We start from the raw sequence: 13,662 nt of genomic DNA, 5'->3' as shown, positions 1-13,662 counted from the left end.
CAAGACTGTCCCGAGATCCCATGAACGACACCGCCGACCAGACCTACAACAACGCCGCCCAGCACCTGATCGAGCTGGCAAACCGGCTCGCCGATGACGGGCAGGCCGCAGAGACCGGCGACGTCGCCGACGGCCTGCTGGCCGGTGCCGTGCACTTCTGGCTGTACAGCCGCCAGCCCTGTGGCGATCCGTTGTGCGAAGACTGTGCGCCGTTCGCGGACGCCGAGAGCCGTCTGGCCATGCTGCACGAGTTGATCGACGAGCTGGCGCGCGACAGCGACTACTTCCACGCCACCACCGACACCACCGTCGGCCACGCCTGACCCGCTACGCCCGAGCCGATGCCGGTCACGCCCTTTCGCCCCGCGACCGATACCTGGTTCGGCGAGGCCTTCGGGCAGGCGACCGCGATCCAGTCGCGCGGCTGGCCCGCGATCCGGGCCGGCCGCCACTGCCTGCTGATCGCCCCCACCGGCAGCGGCAAGACCCTCGCCGCGTTCCTCAGCGCCATTGACCGCCTGACCGGCGAGCTTGCACCGGATGCCCGTCGCGGCTACTCGGTGCTGTACATCTCGCCGCTGAAGGCGCTGGCCACCGATATCGAACGCAACCTGCGCGCCCCGCTGACCGGGATCGCGCAGACCGCCGCGCGTCTGGACCAGACCGCGGGCCAGACCGTGGACGAGACCCCGGGCGAGCCGGTCGTGCACATCCGCACCGGCGACACCCCGCAGGCCGAGCGCCGCGCCCAGGCGCGCGAACCCGGCGACATCCTGGTGACCACGCCGGAATCGCTGTACTTGCTGCTGGGCTCGAAGGCCGCCGAGAACCTCGAGTCCATCCACACGGTGATCATCGACGAGGTACATGCGCTGGCCGGCAACAAGCGCGGCGCGCACCTTGCCCTGTCGCTGGAACGCCTGGCCGAACGCTGTGGCGAGGACCCGCAGCGCATCGGGCTGTCCGCCACCGTGCACCCGGTGGAAGTAGCGCGCGGCTTCCTCGGCGGCGACCGCGAGGTGGAGGTGATCGACGCCGCCGAGCCACCGCGCCTGGACCTCGAGATCCTTGCCCCCGAGGAGCCGCCCGCCGAGCACGCAGCACCGACCGTCGAGGGCCCGGAGGCGACAAGCCCCATGCCATCCGGCCCGATCCCGTCCGGTTCCATCCTCGGCGCGGTGTACGGCCAGGGCACCGGGCAGCTCCCTACCGGTGGCGGCGACCGCGCCGCACGCCTGGAGCCGCGCCTGCTGGCCGCGATCCTGGAGCACCGCTCCACCATCGTGTTCGTGAACAGTCGCGGGCTGTGCGAACGCCTGGTCCAGCGCATCAACGAGGCCTGGCGGGAGCAGCAGCCGGAGGATGCCGAGCCGGTGGAGGACCTGGTCGCCGCCCACCACGGCAGCGTGTCCCACGAGCGCCGTGCCGAGATCGAGGGCCGGCTGAAGACCGGGCGCCTGCGCGGCATCGTCGCCACCAGCTCGCTGGAGCTGGGCATCGACATGGGCGCGGTGGACCTGGTGATCATGGTCGAATCCCCCGGCGCGGTCGCCCGTGGGCTGCAGCGCGCCGGGCGCGCCGGGCACGGCGTGGGCCAGGTCTCGCGCTCGCTGCTGCTGCCGCGCTTTCGTGGCGACCTGCTCGAATGCGCGGTGATCGGCGAGCGTATGCAGGCCGGCGCGCTGGAACCGATCCACGCCCCGCACAACCCGCTGGACGTACTCGCCCAGCAGATCGTCGCGATGGTCTGCGAACGCCCGCGCACGGTGGACGAGCTGCACGCGCTGGTCCGCCGCGCCGCGCCCTGGCGCGAGCTGTCGCGCCCGCTGCTCGAGGCCACGCTGGACATGCTCTCCGGCCATTACCCGAGCACCGACTTCGCCGACCTGCGCCCCTGGCTCGCCTGGGACCGCGCCCGCGACGAGCTGACCCCGCGCCGGGGGGCGGCGCTGGCCGCGCGCCTGAACGCCGGGACCATCCCCGACCGCGGGCTGTACGGCGTGCATGTCGGCGAGGGGGGGCCGCGCATCGGCGAGCTGGACGAGGAGATGGTGTTCGAGCTGAAGACCGGCGAGAACGTGACCCTGGGTGCCAGCACCTGGCACGTGGAGGCGATTACCCGTGACCGCGTGCTCGTCTCCCCCGCCCCCGGCGAGGTTGGCAAGCTCCCGTTCTGGCATGGCGATGGCCCCGGCCGCCCGATCCAGCTCGGCCAGGCCATCGGCGCCGCCACCGAGCGGCTGGCCCGCATGGGCCGCGCCGAACGCACGACCTGGCTCAGGGAACACGCGCCACTGTCGGAGGCGGCGGTGGAGACCCTCTGCGACTACATCGACGAGCAGCGCGAGGCCACCGGGCAGCTGCCATCGGACCAGCGCATTGTGGTCGAGCGCTTCCGCGACGAGGTCGGCGACTGGCGCGTCTGCATCCTGACCCCGTTCGGCGCGCGCGTGCACGCCCCCTGGGCGCTGGCCCTTCAGGGCGCGCTGACCAGCCGGTCCGGCTTCGAGGTGCAGGTGATGTACACCGACGACGGCATCGTGCTGCGCCTGGCCGACAGCGAGGACCTGCCCGAACTGGACGCCTTGTTCCCCGACCCGGAGGAGCTGGAAGAGGCGGTCACCCGCGAGCTGGGCAACTCCACGCTGTTCGCCAGCGCCTTTCGCGAGAACGCGGCACGCGCCCTGCTGCTGGTACGCAATCGCCCCGGCCAGCGCACCCCGCTGTGGGCGCAACGCCTGAAGTCGCAGCAGCTGCTGGCCTCGGTGCGCGAGTACGCGAGTTTTCCGGTGGTGCTGGAGACCTACCGCCAGGTGCTGGCCGACGTGTTCGATCTGGACGCCCTGCGCCAGATCCTGCGCGGCGTGCAGGAACGCCGCATCCGCGTGCACGAGGTAGAGACGCCGCAGGCCTCGCCGTTCGCCCGCAGCCTGGTGTTCGCCTATGTCGCGGCCTACATCTACGAGCAGGACGCGCCGATGGCCGAGCGCAAGGCCCAGGCGCTCACGCTCGACCGCGGCATGCTGGTCGAACTGCTGGGCCAGGCCGAACTGCGCGAGCTGATTGACCCCGACGCCCTGGCCGAGCTGGAGGCCGAGCTAGCACACGCCACCGAGGCAACCCGGGTGCAGGACGCCGACGCCCTGCACGACCTGCTGCGCCGGCGCGGGGACCTGAGCCCGGACGAAGTGGCGGCCGCCTGCGCCGAGGCGCCGGGGCCGTGGCTGGAACAGCTCGCCCGGTCCCTGCGCGCGGTGGCGGTGCGCATCGCTGGCGAGCCGCGCTGGATCGCGGCCGAGGACGCCGCGCTGTACCGCGATGCCCTAGGTGTGGTGCCGCCGCCCGGCCTGCCCGCCGCCTTCCTGGAACCGCCGCAGCGCCCGCTGGAACAGCTGCTGCGCCGCTACGCCCGTACCCACGGCCCGTTCCGAAGCGAGGACCTGGGCGCACGCTACGGCCTCGCGCCGGGCGCACTGCTGCCGGCGCTCGAGAGCTTGGAGCGCGCCGGCGTGCTGCTGCGCGGCGAGATCCGCCCGCAGGGCACCGGCGAGGACTGGTGCGAACTGGACATCCTGCGGCGACTGAAACGCCGCACCCTGGCGCGGCTGCGCGACGAGGCGGCCGCGGTCGATGCCCGTGCGCTGGGCCGCTTCCTGCCCGCCTGGCAGGGCCTGGCCGAACCCGGCCGCGGGGCGGGCGCCCTGCGCGACACGCTGACACAACTGGAGGGCATCGCCCTGCCCTGGTCCGCCTGGACCGCCCATGTGCTGCCGATGCGGGTGCGCGACTTCTCGCTGGATGCGCTGGACCGCATCACCGCCTCCGGGGAATTCGTCTGGGTCGGAAGTGGCGCGCTGGGCCAGCGCGACGGGCGCATCCGCTTCCTGCGCCGCGAACAGGCGATGGTGCTGCTGGAACCGGAGGCCGATGCCACGGATACCCCCGCCAGCGACGACCCGCTGGCGCAGGCGATCCTGGAGGCCTTGGACCGGCGCGGCGCCTGCTTCTACCTGGAGCTGGAACGCGCGGCCCGCAGCGCGCAGCCGGACGCCCGCCAGGACGCGATCGAGGCCGCAATCTGGGACCTGGTCTGGGCCGGGCAGATCACCAACGACACCTTCGCGCCACTGCGCAGCCTGGGCCAGCGCAGGACGTCCACACGCGGCCGCCGGCGACCGGGACAGGGTCTGGCCGGCGGGCGCTGGTCACGGGTCGCCGAGCTGATCGACCCCGGCGTGTCGCTGACCGAGCGCGCCCGCGAACAGGCCGAGAGCCTGCTGGCCCGCTACGGCGTGGTCAGCCGCGAGATGGCCCGCGCCGAGGGCCTGCCCGGCGGCTTCGGCCGCGTGTACCCCGTCTACCGCGCGATGGAGGATGCCGGCAAGCTGCGCCGCGGCCACTTCGTCGAGGGCCTGACCGGCGCGCAGTTCGCCCGCGCCGGCGCGGTGGATCGCCTGCGCGCCCTGGAACGCGCGGTCGACGACACCCCCGAACCCCAGTGGCTGGCCAGCGTCGACCCGGCCAGCCCCTGGGGCCTGCTCCTGCCCTGGCCGGAGCCGCCGGAAGCGGCCGAGGGCCGCCTGCGCCGCGTGGCCGGGGCGCTGGTCGCGCTGGCCGGTGGCCAGCCGCTGCTATACCTGGCCACTTCCGGCCGCCAGCTGTTCGTCTGGGAGACCATCCCCGGCATCGACACCGGCGAGGCACACGCGGCACTCGTCACCGAGGCGATCCGCCAGCTCGCGAGCAGCGGCTGGCTGCCGAAGCGACGCGGCGTAACCATCGAGAGCATCAACGGCGAACCGGCGCGCCAGTCCCCGTTCGCGGCCGCGCTGCGCGCCGGCGGTGCCATGGGCGAGGTCCGTGGCCTGCGCCTGGAACCGCCCACCGGCCGCCGTTGATGCGATTCGCCGCGCTCTGCGCATCCTACGGGGCATGGTCGCAGATCGGGGCAGTGTCGTAGGGTGCGTTGAGCCCTGCGAAACGCACCGTTCGCCCGGAATCTCGCGAGGCTCGAACGGCTGCCCCAACTCATCGGCATATCGCAGTCGCCCATCACACGAGCCCGGGCAAAAAACGCCTGTCTGGCTGGACACTCGCACCACCGGTACGGCAGAATCCCGTTCATTCGATGCACCCTCCATTTTTGGTGCAATCGCGTCCATTCACGACAGGATCGCTGCCGATTCCGCTCATCATGCCTTCTATCCTGCTGCTCAACGGCCCCAACCTGAACCTGCTGGGACAGCGGGAGCCGGAGCGGTACGGGCACTATACGCTGGCGGACATCGAGGCCGACCTGACGGCGCACGCCCAGGCCGCCGGGGAAACCCTCGCCTGCTTCCAGAGCAACCATGAAGGCGAGCTGATCGACCGCATCCATGCGGCGCGCAGCGAGGGCGTACGCCGCATCCTGATCAACCCGGGCGGCCTGACGCACACCAGCGTAAGCCTGCGCGACGCCCTGCTGGGCGTCGACATCCCGTTTTACGAGATTCACATCAGCAACATCCACGCGCGCGAGGCGTTTCGCCATACTTCGCGCCTGGCCGATGTCGCCGCCGGCACCCTGAGCGGGTTCGGCGTGATCGGCTACCGGATGGCGCTGGACGCGGCAATCGCGGCCCTCAAGGAGTCATAGACACCCCATGGATATTCGCAAGGTCAAGAAACTGATCGATCTGCTCGACGAGAGCGGCATCCACGAGATCGAGATTCACGAAGGCGAGGAATCGGTGCGCATCACGCGCTCGCCGAGCGGCACGGCCGTGGCGGCCGCCCCGGCGGCGATGCCGGCCCCGGCCCCGGCATCCGCACCGGCCGCGTCGGCCGGCGACCCCCCCGCCGCGGAACCCGCGGCGCCGGCAGTGGACGGCCACCCGGTCACCGCGCCGATGGTCGGCACCTTCTACCGTGCCCCGAGCCCCGGCGCGAAGCCCTTTGTCGAGGTCGGCCAGACGGTAGAGGTCGGCGAGACACTGTGCATCATCGAGGCAATGAAGATGCTCAACCCCATCGAGGCGGACCAGGCCGGCACCATCCGCGACATCCTGGTCGAGAACGGCAACCCGGTGGAATACGGCCAGCCCCTGTTCATCATCGGCTGACGCCCCCCGACTCCGCTGCCTACAGGTCCGAGCATGTTTGAAAAGATTCTGATCGCCAACCGCGGCGAGATCGCCCTGCGGGTCCTGCGCACCTGCCGCGAGATGGGCATCGCGACGGTCGCGGTGCACTCCAGCGCCGACCGCGACCTGAAGCACGTGCGCCTGGCCGACGAGTCGGTCTGCATCGGTCCGGCCGCCTCCGGCGAGAGCTACCTGAATATCCCCGCGCTGATCGCCGCGGCCGAGGTGACCGATGCCGGCGCGATCCACCCCGGCTACGGCTTCCTGTCCGAGAACGCGGACTTCGCCGAGCGCGTGGAGTCCTCGGGCTTTGCCTTCATCGGCCCGCGCGCCGAGACGATTCGCCTGATGGGCGACAAGGTCTCGGCCAAGCAGGCGATGCTGGACGCCGGCGTCCCCTGCGTGCCCGGCTCCGGCGGCGCGCTGACCGACGACGCCGACACCAACATGGCGCTGGCCCGCGAGATCGGCTACCCGGTGATCATCAAGGCCGCCGCGGGCGGCGGTGGCCGCGGCATGCGCGTAGTGCACACCGAGGGGGCGCTGCTGCATTCGATCTCGCTGACCCGCAGCGAGGCCCAGCAGGGGTTCGGCAACGACACCCTGTACATGGAGAAGTACCTCGAGCACCCGCGCCACGTGGAATTCCAGATCCTCTCCGACAGCCAGGGCAACGCCATCTGCCTGGGCGAGCGCGACTGCTCGATGCAGCGCCGCCACCAGAAGGTGATCGAGGAAGCCCCGGCACCGGGCATCACCGACGAGCAGCGCCAGGCCATGAGCGAACGGCTGGTCCGGGCCTGCCAGGAGATCGGCTACCGCGGCGCCGGGACCTTCGAGTTCCTGTACGAGAACGGGGAGTTCTACTTCATCGAGATGAACACCCGGCTGCAGGTCGAGCACACCGTGACCGAGCAGGTCACCGGCATCGACCTGGTGCGCGAGCAGATTCGCATCGCGGCGGGCGAGCCGCTGTCCCTGACCCAGGACCAGGTGGAGATCCGCGGGCATGCGATCGAGTGCCGCATCAACGCCGAGAATCCGGCCACGTTCATCCCCAGCCCGGGCACCATCCAGCAGTATCACGCCCCGGGCGGGCTCGGCATCCGCATGGATACCCATATCTACAACGGCTATGCGGTGCCGCCCTACTACGACTCGATGATCGGCAAGCTGATCGCCCACGGTCATAACCGCAACGTCGCGATCGCCCGCATGCGCGGCGCGCTCGGCGAGATCGTGATCGACGGGATCGAGACCAACATCGCCCTGCACAGCGAGCTGATAAACGACGCGAACTTCCAGAACGGTGGGACCGATATCCACTACCTGGAAAAGAAGCTGAAGTCGCTGACCTGATGAGCCTCGCCGAGCTGCAGTGCCAGATCGCCCCGGAACAGGCCGAGCCCCTGGAGGATGCCCTGTTCGAGCTCGGCGCCGTGAGCGTGGAGCTGCACGACGGCGCCGACGAGCCGCTGTTCGAGCCGCCGCTTGGCACCCATCCGCTGTGGTCCAGCGTGTGCCTGAAGGCCGTGTTCGCCGACGCCACCCAGGCCGAGCTGGCCGCCGCGTCGCTGGAGCGTCGCCAGCCGGCACCGGAGTCCATCTCCGTGGTCGCGATCGAGGACCAGGACTGGGTGCGTGCGGGGCTCGACGGCCTGGGCGCCATCCACTGTGGGGGGCCACTGTGGATCGTGCCCTCCTGGGAAACCCCGCCCGACGTCGAGGATGGCGTATTCGTGCATCTCGACCCGGGCCTGGCCTTTGGCACCGGCAATCACCCGACCACCGCCATGTGCCTGAAATCGCTGGCGGCGAACCCGCCACGCGACCAGCAGGTGCTCGACTACGGCTGCGGCTCCGGCATTCTCGCGATTGCCGCGTTGAAGCTGGGGGCACGGCATGCGGTGGGCACCGACATCGACCGCCAGGCCGTCCAGGCCACCTACAGCAATGCGGCGGCCAACGACATCCCCGAGGACCGGATCGAGGTCGGCCTGACCGACCACCCGATACCGGATGCGGGCTTTGACCTGGTGATCGCCAACATCCTGGCCAAGCCCCTGATCGACCTCGCCCCGGAACTGGCCCGTGCGGCCCGCCCGGGGGCGCGCCTGCTGCTGGCCGGCCTGCTGGAACGCCAGGCCGACGAGGTCATGGCAGCCTACGCGGACGCCTTCGACATCGGGATCGAGGACACCCGCGAGGGCTGGGCCCTGCTCAGCGGGCGCCGGCGCTAGCGTATGCGCACGCGTACGGGCCGCGAACGTGTACATGGGTCAGTGTTTCCCTAGTACGGCTGACCGAAGCCCCTCGCGATGCTCGCCCGCTGCCCCCATTGTGGCGTTGCCCACACCCTGACCCGCGGCGAGGAGCTGCGTCTGGACCAGGCACACTGCGATGCCTGCGGCGTGGACTTTGCGGTGTTCCCGGCACTCGAGATCGGCGGCGCCGGCGAACGGGCGACCGGCCCCGGCATCTCGGCGGTCCAGCACACGGAACCCCTGAACATTGAGTCCCGCCCCAGGCAGCACGCACAGGAACTCGATATCGATACCCGCCCCGGGCAGGCCACGGCATATCCGGGACGGCGCCCGGGGCGGGCGTTCGCCACCTTTTTGACCCTCCTGCTGCTCGCCCTCCTCGCCCTGCAGCTGCTGCTGGCGCCGCCGGTGCCCCCGGGGACCTGGAGCGGGCTGGACCACGCCCGGGCGAGCCTCTGCGCCACCCCCCGTATCGAGGATCTCTGCCCGCCGTGGGAACCCGCACGCGAACCGGAACGCATCCGCGTCTCGTCCCCGAATCTGGAGACCACCGACGCGGGAGACCTGTCCATCCGATTCGAGCTGACAAGCCCCCTGAGACAGGCCTGGCCGGTGGTGGACATCCAGCTGTCCGATCGGCTGGGCACACGCCGCGGCAAGTGGCGCCTCCACCCGGCGGATGGCCATGCCAACCTGGACGCATCGATGAGCGCGGGTCGCCGCTATGCGATCGAGATCGAATTACCCGATACCGGGCCGCACATCACCGGGGCCGAAATCACGCTGCACTGAGCCCGCTTTGCACGGCAGCTGCTAGAATCGCGTGTTCGACCCCCGTTGGCCTGAACCCCTCATGCAGCTTGGTCCTCACCATTTCCCCGACCCGCCCGTATTTCTGGCCCCGATGGCAGGCGTCAGCGACCGCCCCCTGCGCCTGATCGCGCGGCGCCTGGGTGCGAGCGCGGCCGTCTCGGAGATGGTCACCTCGGACACGCGCCTGTGGGGCAGCGACAAGAGCCGGCACCGGCTGGACCATCGCCAGGAACCCCGCCCGCGCATCGTCCAGCTGTTGGGCAACGAGCCCGAGGCGCTGGCCGAGGCCGCGCGCGAGAACGTGCGCCGCGGGGCGGACGTGATCGACCTGAACCTCGGCTGCCCGGCCAAGAAGGTCTGCAGCAAGGCCGCGGGCTCGGCCCTGCTGGGCGAGCCGGAGCGGGTACACGAACTGCTGACCGCACTGGTGGAGAGCGTCGAGGTGCCGGTCACGCTGAAGATGCGCCTGGGGCTGGATCGCGAGCGGATCAACGCCGAGACCATCGCGGGCATCGCGCAGGATTGCGGTATCGCGATGCTGACGGTACACGGGCGCACCCGCGCCGACGCCTATCGCGGCACGGCCGACTACGAGGCCATCGCGCGTGTGGTACGGGCCGTTTCCATTCCGGTGCTGGCCAACGGCGACGTGGTCGATATCGACAGTGCGCACCGGGCGCTCGCAATCACCGGCGCCACCGGGCTGATGATCGGGCGCGGGGCACAGGGGCGCCCCTGGCTGCCCGGCCAGATCCGCGCCGCCCTGGCCGGCGAGCCGGTGCCGGACGACCCGGCATGGGAGGCGCGTCTTGCGCTGATCGAGGAACATTTGCGGGCCCTGCATTCGCAATACGGCGAAATGCAGGGCGTACGTATCGCGCGCAAGCACCTGGGCTGGTATCTTCAGCACTTGGGTCTCGGGGAGGACCCAACCCGGGCGGCACGGGCTTCCCTTCTCGCCGCCACTACCGCTAGTGAACAGCTTGGGCGCCTGCGCGCCATTCTCTCAGGAATCACAAGCGAGGCCGCATGAGGATGGACGTACCCTCTTTCGAACAAGAACAAAGCGGGGAGCCGGTATCATCGGGCAACCTCGCGTCGGGCTGCGTACTCGCCGAGTCGGTGCGCAATGCGCTGGACCAGTACTTCGAGACGCTGGACGGGCAGAGTAGTCACGATCTCTACGCGCTCGTGATGAACGAGGTCGAGCGCCCGCTACTGGCCTGCGTGCTGGAGCGCTGCAACGGCAACCAGAGCCGGGCGGCGGCGCTTCTGGGGCTCAACCGCGCCACGCTGCGCAAGAAGCTGCGCGCCCATGGTCTGGTCAGCGAGAACGGCAACGGCGCCCAGCGCTAACCCCCGACGGACCCGACACACGCCCGCCACCTGACGGGCGTGTGCGCAATCATCGACCGAACTACACCTTCCAGCCGAGGCGCTGCAGCGCCGTGCGGTGCAGTTCCGGCGTCGCGGCCGCCAGCACGTTGGTGGTCTGCAGGTCCAGTTCGCCGCCGGACAGATTGGTGAAGGTCCCACCCGCCTCGCGCACGATCACGGCCAGCGCCGCGATATCGAGGATGTTCACATCCGATTCGATGATCAGGTCGATGCTGCCGCGCGCCAGCAGGTGGTAGTGGTAGAAGTCGCCATAGCCGCGCGTGCGATTGACCTCGGCCATGATCCCGCCCAGCGCCTTCCAGCCTTCGGCATTCTGCGCAAGGGTCTTCAGGTTCCCGGTGGACAACGAGGCGCGGCCCAGTTCGGTGGTCGGGGCGACGGCAATCTTTTCGCCGTTGAGGAAGGCGCCCTGGCCCTTTTCCGCCCAGGCGCGCTCGCCGAACTGCATACCGTTGGACAGCCCCAGGATCAGCTCGCCCTTGTGCATCAGCGCGATCTGGGTGGAGAAGAACGGGTAGCGACGCACGAAGCTCTTGGTGCCATCGATCGGGTCGATCAGCCAGACGTAGTCGGAGTCCATGTCCGACTGGCCGGTTTCCTCGCCATAGAAGCCGTGATCCGGGAAGCGCTCGCGGATCACCTGGCGGATCGCCTGCTCGCTTTCCACGTCGGCGCGCGTCACGGGCGTGTCGTCGGGCTTGGTCTCGACGTCGACGCCGGCGGCGTAGTAGTGACGGATGACCTTGTCCGCGGCATCGGCGGCGGCCTGGGCGGCCTCCATAAACGCGCTCTGCTGCATGCTGCTACCCCTTCGCAAAAAAGGGCTTATCTTAACACGGGGCCCGTCGGAGCCCGGCAGGCGGTTGTCCCGGCCCCGGCATGCCCCGATAATGCCGCCATCTTTTCGAGGAGTCCGACATGCCCAAGAACCTGCCCGACGTCAGCAATCTCGAACGCCTGGAACTGTTCGGCGAGGACTACAACCCGAGCGCGACCATCGAGAACGTGGACGGCCAGACCCTGTCGCTGCAGATCTACTACCAGCTGGCGCTGGACTACGGTGGCATCGGCCCGAAGGCCGCCAACTCCGGTTTGCTGATGTACGGCAGCCATGCCGACGATGCCCGCGCCAACCCGGGCAAGCACCCCAACATCGACCGCCTGTTCGAGATCCTCGACAAGGGCTACTACCTGTCGGTGAAGGCGGTACCCAAGCGCAAGAGCCGCGCCGGCTAGTTCTTCGCGGAGACGCTGCCCCGTTCCGGCGTGCATGCGCAAACCGGAACGCGTCTTCCGCGCATCACGGCAGGCGGTTGGTGTGGATCACGCGCCAGCCGCGCGTCGGATGCCGGTGCAGCCGGGTCCGGCTCGCATACTCGCATTCCAGCTGGAACAGCCGCTCGTCCGGAACCCCCATCACCCAGCCGACCAGCGCCCGGATGACCCCGGCGTGCACGATCACCAGCACGCGTTCCGCCGACTGGCCGCCGACCGCGGTCTCGAAGGCCGTCTCCACCCGCCGGCGAAAGGCCCCCAGCGGCTCCGCCCCGGCTGGCCGCGAATGCACGGGGTCGGCATAGAACGCCCGGTATTCGTCGGGCCGTTCGCGCTGCAGCTCGACCCGTGTACGCCCCTCCCAGTCACCAAAGCCGACCTCGCGCAGGCCCGGCTCCAGATGCAGGGACAGGTCACGCTCGTCCACCAGGCGTTCGGCAAACGCCCGGCAGCGGCGCATCGGCGAGCTGACGACCGCCTGCCAGCCGTCATCGTCGCGCACCGCGTGTTCCATCTGCGTCCATCCCTGCGCGCTGAGCGGGTCGTCACAGCCATGCCCACGATAGCGCTGCCCGCCCTCCGGTTCGCCGTGTCGCAACAGATCCACAATCATGCCGTGTCCTCGCTCAGGCAGGCCTCCAGGCAGGCCCAGTCGAAATGCGGGCCCGGGTCGGTCTTGCGCCCGGGGGCGATGTCGCAGTGGCCCGCCAGCGCATCCGGGGTGATGGCCGGAAAGCGTTCGCGCAGCCAGCCGATCAGGCGGGCCAGCTCGGCGTACTGTACCGGCGTGAACGGGTCGTCGTCGGTACCCTCGAGTTCGATTCCAATGGAAAAATCGTTGCAGCGCTCGCGGCCACGCCACTGCGAGACACCGGCATGCCAGGCCCGCCGGGAGAACGGCACAAACTGGGTTGCCGCGCCTTCTCGGTCGATCAGTACATGGGCGGATACGCGCAGGTCGGCGATCTGCGCAAAATACGGGTGGGCATCGGGGTCGAGCCGGTTCTGGAACAGCTCGGCCACATGTGACCCGCCAAATTCGCCCGGCGGCAGGCTGATGGCATGCACAACGATCAGCTCGGGCTCCATCCCCGGAGGGCGCGCGTCCTGGTTCGGGCTCTCGAGCACGCGGGCCGGCGGCCACCAGTCGCGATCCATGGCGCAGGCTTCGGTCACGGGGCCTCCTCGGGTGCGCGCTGCAGACAGGCCGCGAGGGCCTCGCGCAGCAACGGCAGGCGCGGCGGGGCCTCGAGGCGGCCGTGGTAGGCGCCGGCGTTGAACACAAACAGGGCCGGGAGGTGGAAGACCTCGAACTCGCGCACCAGCGCGGTATCCGTCTCCGCATCCACGACGAACAGGGCGGGTGCGTCAGACTCGGCCTGCCACTGCTCCAGCACCCGCCCCATGACCTTGCAGGCCCCGCAGCCCCGGCGGGTGAACAGGATCACCGCCGGGCCCGGAACCTCCAGGAGGTGTTGATGGAAATGGAACTGCGTCAGACGGGACAGGCCCGTCTGACGCGGGGACGGGTCAGTCGGAGTTGTCTTCGGCCTGTCGCTCAATGGATTCACCGGCATCCTGCACGTCTTCGCCAAACCCCTCCATAGTGGCGCAACCGGCGATGCCAAGCGAGCCCAGGGACACCAGCAGGATCAGCAGGGCGGCGGGGATACGGGAAGCGAACTGCATACGGCCTCCTCTCTTTCGTGATTCGGTCCTTGATACCGACCTTCAAAGGACGTTTCCGGGACGGTCACACTTTATGAGGCGCACGCACTGGGGTAGTT

The 13,662-nt window shown here is 69.9% G+C and carries 15 protein-coding genes; 10 read left to right on the top strand and 5 right to left on the bottom strand.

Features of this window, described 5'->3' with window-relative positions; translation table 11 throughout:
* Nucleotides 1-20 precede the first annotated feature (20 nt).
* The 9 genes from C995_RS0109190 (at nt 21) to C995_RS0109150 (ending at nt 10,558) form a co-directional block, all read left to right on the top strand.
* On the top strand, nt 21-323 hold the full coding sequence (locus C995_RS0109190) for a hypothetical protein (protein WP_018862566.1): 303 nt from the start codon (nt 21-23) through the stop codon (nt 321-323).
* Between the two features lie 18 nt (nt 324-341).
* Nucleotides 342-4,898: a DEAD/DEAH box helicase gene (locus tag C995_RS0109185; protein WP_018864659.1), complete on the top strand. Its 4,557-nt coding sequence runs from the start codon at nt 342-344 to the stop codon at nt 4,896-4,898.
* 296 nt (nt 4,899-5,194) lie between these two features.
* A complete protein-coding gene (gene aroQ, locus C995_RS0109180) occupies nt 5,195-5,638 on the top strand; it encodes a type II 3-dehydroquinate dehydratase (protein ID WP_018864658.1) in 444 nt (147 codons plus the stop codon).
* A 7-nt stretch (nt 5,639-5,645) separates the two neighbouring features.
* The gene (accB, locus tag C995_RS0109175; protein ID WP_018864657.1) at nt 5,646-6,104 is read left to right on the top strand and encodes an acetyl-CoA carboxylase biotin carboxyl carrier protein; all 459 of its coding nucleotides are present in this window, start codon (nt 5,646-5,648) and stop codon (nt 6,102-6,104) included.
* Between the two features lie 33 nt (nt 6,105-6,137).
* Nucleotides 6,138-7,484, top strand: a complete 1,347-nt coding sequence (gene accC / locus C995_RS0109170) for an acetyl-CoA carboxylase biotin carboxylase subunit (RefSeq protein ID WP_018864656.1) — start codon at nt 6,138-6,140, stop codon at nt 7,482-7,484.
* Nucleotides 7,484-8,365 carry a 50S ribosomal protein L11 methyltransferase gene (gene prmA, locus C995_RS0109165; RefSeq protein WP_018864655.1) on the top strand — a complete coding sequence of 294 codons (882 nt, stop codon included), beginning with the start codon at nt 7,484-7,486 and terminating at the stop codon, nt 8,363-8,365. The genes accC and prmA overlap by 1 nt, the downstream gene beginning before the upstream one ends.
* A 78-nt stretch (nt 8,366-8,443) precedes the next feature.
* Nucleotides 8,444-9,181: a hypothetical protein gene (locus C995_RS0109160; protein ID WP_018864654.1), complete on the top strand. Its 738-nt coding sequence runs from the start codon at nt 8,444-8,446 to the stop codon at nt 9,179-9,181.
* 61 nt (nt 9,182-9,242) lie between these two features.
* The gene (gene dusB, locus C995_RS0109155) at nt 9,243-10,235 is read left to right on the top strand and encodes a tRNA dihydrouridine synthase DusB (protein ID WP_018864653.1); all 993 of its coding nucleotides are present in this window, start codon (nt 9,243-9,245) and stop codon (nt 10,233-10,235) included.
* A 2-nt stretch (nt 10,236-10,237) separates the two neighbouring features.
* Nucleotides 10,238-10,558, top strand: a complete 321-nt coding sequence (locus C995_RS0109150) for a helix-turn-helix domain-containing protein (protein ID WP_018864652.1) — start codon at nt 10,238-10,240, stop codon at nt 10,556-10,558.
* A 61-nt stretch (nt 10,559-10,619) separates the two neighbouring features.
* On the opposite strand, the gene C995_RS0109145 is transcribed toward C995_RS0109150, so the two are convergent.
* Nucleotides 10,620-11,399 carry an inositol monophosphatase family protein gene (locus C995_RS0109145; protein WP_018864651.1) on the bottom strand — a complete coding sequence of 260 codons (780 nt, stop codon included), beginning with the start codon at nt 11,397-11,399 and terminating at the stop codon, nt 10,620-10,622.
* Between the two features lie 119 nt (nt 11,400-11,518).
* On the opposite strand from C995_RS0109145, the gene C995_RS0109140 reads away from it, so the two are divergent.
* Entirely contained in the window at nt 11,519-11,836 is a 318-nt protein-coding gene (locus C995_RS0109140) for a DUF2322 family protein (protein WP_018864650.1), read from the top strand.
* A 64-nt stretch (nt 11,837-11,900) separates the two neighbouring features.
* On the opposite strand, the gene C995_RS0109135 is transcribed toward C995_RS0109140, so the two are convergent.
* From C995_RS0109135 to C995_RS0109120, 4 genes are read right to left on the bottom strand one after another with little or no spacing between them, the layout of a single operon-like run.
* Entirely contained in the window at nt 11,901-12,488 is a 588-nt protein-coding gene (locus C995_RS0109135; protein WP_018864649.1) for a histidine phosphatase family protein, read from the bottom strand.
* The gene (gene ampD / locus C995_RS0109130; RefSeq protein ID WP_018864648.1) at nt 12,485-13,051 is read right to left on the bottom strand and encodes a 1,6-anhydro-N-acetylmuramyl-L-alanine amidase AmpD; all 567 of its coding nucleotides are present in this window, start codon (nt 13,049-13,051) and stop codon (nt 12,485-12,487) included. Before ampD ends, C995_RS0109135 begins: the two co-directional genes overlap by 4 nt.
* Nucleotides 13,048-13,374 carry a co-chaperone YbbN gene (locus tag C995_RS0109125; RefSeq protein WP_081618891.1) on the bottom strand — a complete coding sequence of 109 codons (327 nt, stop codon included), beginning with the start codon at nt 13,372-13,374 and terminating at the stop codon, nt 13,048-13,050. The genes ampD and C995_RS0109125 overlap by 4 nt, the downstream gene beginning before the upstream one ends.
* A gap of 31 nt (nt 13,375-13,405) precedes the next feature.
* Nucleotides 13,406-13,564, bottom strand: a complete 159-nt coding sequence (locus tag C995_RS0109120) for an entericidin A/B family lipoprotein (RefSeq protein WP_018864646.1) — start codon at nt 13,562-13,564, stop codon at nt 13,406-13,408.
* Nucleotides 13,565-13,662: the final 98 nt, after the last annotated feature.

This window comes from Thioalkalivibrio sp. ARh3 (genome assembly GCF_000377265.1).
Classification (GTDB): Bacteria; Pseudomonadota; Gammaproteobacteria; order Ectothiorhodospirales; family Ectothiorhodospiraceae; genus Thioalkalivibrio; species Thioalkalivibrio thiocyanoxidans.
This window is presented reverse-complemented; position numbering and strand designations above follow the sequence as displayed.